Here is a 3143-nt window from a genome sequence, read left to right as displayed (position 1 = left end):
AAGCCTTCGCCGTCGACGGTGACCAAGTCAACGTCGACGGCGATCTGCATCACTCGGCGACTCAAAGCGACTTGGGCGCCGTGGGCTTGCAGCCATTGCAAGGCCGCGGCGGGCAGCAGAGCGTCCAGCGGTGCTCGCGGCAGCAACAGGTCCGCCGCGCCTGGGGCGCCGAACAGCGCGTCTCGCAAGACAGTGAGCAGCACCTGGGCGCTGGCCTGCTCAGCAGGCGTGTTGAGTGCCGCCACGCACAGCGGCTCGATCAACTCCCGGTAAGCCTGCGGCGGGCAGYGGTGCGCCAGTTCGGCCACGGTCATGGCCGGCGGGCAGCGAAAGCCTTGCAGGCGCCAGCGCGCGGCCAGCATCAGCAGGCCCAGCCGGTCGCGCCAGGGCAGGTCGCGCCAGCCGAGCACACCGCGCGCAAACGCGGGCAGGGCGGGGCCGGGCGGCAGGCGCAGGCCGCTGCCGTCGGGGTAGCACAGCGTCAGCGGTTGACGGTGCAGCACAGTGTCCGGGTCCACGCCGACTTGGCGCATCAGCGCCAACGTGTCGCGGTACGCGCCGATCAGGATGTGCTGGCCGTTGTCCAGCGTCAGCCCGTCGTGGGTCACCGAACGGGCGCGGCCGCCCAGTTGCGGCGCCATCTCGAACAGGSTGACCTGGTGGCCGAGTGAGCAAGCGCGCACGGCAGCGGCCAGGCCGGCCCAGCCGCCGCCGATCACGGCCACTCGGCGCGCAGCCTCAGTCACCGACGCATCGCCTCAAACTGCCGCCCGACGGCGCTGCATGCCTCGTTCACCGGCCAGTGACGTGTGTGCGCGCCGCGATCCAGAGCTTGCGCAGCGGCGTCAGCGACGTGCGCTGGTGCAACACCTGGAACTGGCTCTTCTCGATCTCACGCAGCAGCGTGCGATAGATGTTGGCCATCATCAGGCCGGGCTTCTGCGTCGAGCGGTCGGCGTCCGGCAGCAAGGCCATGGCTTCGTCGTACAACTTGTGCGCCCGTTCGGCCTGGAATCGCATCAGCGCCTGGAAGCGGTCGCTGTAGCCCCAGGGCGCCTCGCGCTTCAGCAGCTCGTGCGCCTTCACATCGAACTGCTGCAGTTCGTTGATTGGCAGGTAGATGCGGCCGCGGCGGGCGTCTTCGCCGACGTCTCGGATGATGTTGGTCAGCTGCATCGCCAGGCCCAGCTTGTGGGCGTAGGCGACGGTGGACTCTTGGGTGCGGCCGAAGATGTTGCAGGCCACCTCGCCGACGATGCCGGCAACCAGGTGGCAGTAGTTGGCCAGCGCCGGGAAGTCGAGGTAGCGGTTCTGCGACAGGTCCATGTCGCAGCCTTCGATCACGGCGTGAAGGTGCCGCATCTCGATCGCGTAGTCGGCGGCCAGCGGCATCAGCGCTTGCATCACCGGGTGGGTCGGCTTGCCGGCGAAGGCTTGTGCGACCTCATTGCGCCACCAGGCCAGCTTGGTCCGTGCGACATGCGGGTCATGCACTTCGTCGACCACGTCGTCCACCTCGCGGCAGAAGGCATAGAACGCGGTGATCGCGGCCCGCCGCGGCGGCGGCAGGAACATGAACGCGTAGTAGAAGGACGAGCCGCTGCCGGCCGCCTTTTCCTGCACGTACTGTGCGGGCGTGTGTGCGGCGGGGCCGGTCAACGCGCGGCTCCGGGCGATTGCATCAGCGCGCGCCAGAGCAGGCGAGGGGCGTCCCAGCGGGTTAGCGCAGGGCGTCGTGACAGGGTTGCGAAGTCCATGGCGGCGATTTTCTCAAGAATGCGCAGCCCGCCTTGCACGACGAGCCGAAGTTCCCAGCCGGCGCGGCCGGGAATCTGCCGTGCCAGTGGTGCGCCTTCGAGCATCAGATCTTGCGCCCAACGGCACAAATCGCGGACCAGGGCTTTTTCGTCCACTCCGGCGGGCCCAGCTTGGACCGCCTCGGCGCGCAAGCCGTGGCGGGTGGCATCGGCCTGTGGCAGGTAGCAGCGGCCACGCGGCAGGTCCACGCTCAGGTCCTGCCAGAAATTGATCAGCTGCAGTGCGCTGCAGACGGCGTCGCTGCGGGCCAGCGCCGTCTCGTCGCGGATGCCATACAGGTGCAGCAGCAGGCGGCCGATCGGGTTGGCGGAGCGGCGGCAGTAGTCCAGCAGCGTGGCGCGGTCGGGGTACAGCGGGTTGCCGGTGTCTTGCACGAAGGCATCGAGCAGGTCGTCGAGCAGCTGGGGCGGCAGCGCATGTTCGCGCATGGCTTTCGACAGCGGCGTGAAAACGGCCGCCCAGCGCGTGGCGGGCGCTTCACCGGCGGCCACGCGAGCCAGTTCGGCGCGGTAAGCGGCGAGGTCGGCCTGACGCTGCGCCACCGGCGCGTCGCCCTCATCGGCGATGTCGTCTGCCACCCGCGCGAACCAGTAGATCGCGGTGATGGGGGCGCGCAGCGGCTGCGGGCACAGCCAGGACGCGACCGGGAAGTTTTCGTAATGCTCGACGCTCACAGGGCGCGGATTGTGCCTTTGCACGCTTGAGGCAGGTTTGGTGCGGGAAAGCGTTGACGGCGATCCGTACAGACCCTATATTACTGACCGGTCAGTCAGTAATGTGACCTTTACATCCACACCAGCCGCCGCGTCCGGCGGCTGATTTCACCGAGTTTCTGCCATGAAGAAGCCGCTGTTCGTCGCCACCGTCATCACTCTGTCCGCCCTGAGTCTGGTGGGATGCGCCAAGAAAGAGGCCCCGCCCGAGCCGGTGCGCGCCGTGYGCACTGTCACCATCAGCGGCAGCGAAACGGTGACCGCGCATGAGTACGCGGCCGAGATCCGCGCCCGCACCGAGTCGCGCCTGGGCTTTCGCGTTGGCGGCAAGTTGCAAAGCCGTTCGGTGAACCTGGGCGACTCCGTCAAGGCGGGCCAGGTGCTGGCTCAGCTGGACGGGCAGGACTTGCGTCTGGGCCAGGAAGCCGCCCGTGCTGCGCTGGCTGCCGCTCAAACCAACCTCGACCAGGTCAGCGCCGACTACAAGCGCTTCAAGGAACTGCGTGACCAGGGCTTCATCGGCGCTGCTGAGCTGGAGCGTCGCGACACTGCGATGAAGACGGCCCGTGCGCAGCTCGATCAAGCCAAGGCCCAAGCCTCCGTGCAGGGCGC

At 68.2% G+C, this 3143-nt stretch carries 4 protein-coding genes; 1 reads left to right on the top strand and 3 read right to left on the bottom strand.

Annotated elements, in window-relative coordinates; all coding sequences use genetic code 11:
• From AC1DYI_RS30750 to hpnC, 3 genes are all read right to left on the bottom strand, one after another.
• A partial coding sequence (locus AC1DYI_RS30750) for an FAD-dependent oxidoreductase (RefSeq protein WP_477207912.1) occupies nt 1-746 on the bottom strand: 746 nt, incomplete at its 3' end.
• A gap of 46 nt (nt 747-792) precedes the next feature.
• Nucleotides 793-1659 (bottom strand): presqualene diphosphate synthase HpnD, encoded by an 867-nt coding sequence (hpnD, locus tag AC1DYI_RS30745; protein ID WP_477207911.1) that lies wholly within the window; start codon nt 1657-1659, stop codon nt 793-795.
• Complete coding sequence (gene hpnC, locus AC1DYI_RS30740) at nt 1656-2492, bottom strand: squalene synthase HpnC (RefSeq protein WP_477207910.1); 837 nt, start codon at nt 2490-2492, stop codon at nt 1656-1658. Before hpnC ends, hpnD begins: the two co-directional genes overlap by 4 nt.
• 163 nt (nt 2493-2655) lie before the next feature.
• On the opposite strand from hpnC, the gene AC1DYI_RS30735 reads away from it, so the two are divergent.
• Nucleotides 2656-3143: efflux RND transporter periplasmic adaptor subunit (locus tag AC1DYI_RS30735; RefSeq protein ID WP_477207909.1), on the top strand; the 488-nt coding region annotated here is incomplete at its 3' end.

The organism is Ideonella sp. P3_A4 (genome assembly GCF_056403075.1).
Note: the sequence above shows the minus strand (reverse complement) of the source record. Positions and strands in the feature narration are given on the sequence as shown.